Annotated in this window: 2 protein-coding genes; both read left to right on the top strand. The window is 47.9% G+C overall.

All coding sequences use genetic code 11. The annotated features are described in order from the left end of the window. The first annotated feature begins 81 nt into the window (after nt 1-81). The gene (gene tnpA, locus ACVA53_RS24995; RefSeq protein WP_255045541.1) at nt 82-408 is read left to right on the top strand and encodes an IS66 family insertion sequence element accessory protein TnpA; all 327 of its coding nucleotides are present in this window, start codon (nt 82-84) and stop codon (nt 406-408) included. Then, nucleotides 405-582, top strand: a 178-nt coding sequence (tnpB, locus tag ACVA53_RS24990) for an IS66 family insertion sequence element accessory protein TnpB (RefSeq protein WP_373689602.1), incomplete at its 3' end; no start/stop codon positions are given. The genes tnpA and tnpB, both read left to right, overlap by 4 nt.

Raw genomic sequence — 582 nt, 5'->3', positions numbered from 1 at the left:
GTAAGCGCGTCATAAACCCCACATTCAATTAAGCTTTCCCGAAACGTATGATTTTGTTTTCATTCAAATGGAGACAGCATCATGGCTCATCAGCGACGTAGCAACCAAGAGTGGTTGGCGATTTTTCGGCAATTTGAAAATAGCTCCCTGACCCAGAGGGAGTTTTGCCGCCGGCATGACATCAGTACCTCAACGTTCTTTGCTAAACGGCGCCTGCTTGAGTGCGACAGTGGTAGCCAGCAAGGTGGCTTTATTCGAGCAGAAGTGGTTGAACAAACAACCCATTACCAAGTCGCCAATCCTATTGCATCCAACATGACACTCAGCGTCAATGATATTGAGCTCAGTATTCCTCAAGGAACTCCCGCTGCTTATGTCGCTGAGCTCATCGGCTCACTGTCATCATGAGAGGGTTAGTTAATCCGCCGCAAATTTACCTCTATCGGGAATTCGTCGACTTCAGGAAATCTATCAACGGCCTAGCGGCATTGGTTGAGTCCGAGACTGAGTTACCCCTGAACTCTGGTGCACTGTTCCTATTCACAAACAAGCAGCGTGACAAGATAAAGGTGCTTTACTGGG

This window comes from Photobacterium sp. DNB23_23_1 (genome assembly GCF_052873815.1).
Note: the sequence above shows the minus strand (reverse complement) of the source record. Positions and strands in the feature narration are given on the sequence as shown.

Coding starts and splice junctions, on each gene's coding strand:
- tnpA (WP_255045541.1), top strand. CDS start 82: ATGGCTCATCAGCGACGTAGCAACCAAGAGTGGTTGGCGATTTTTCGG.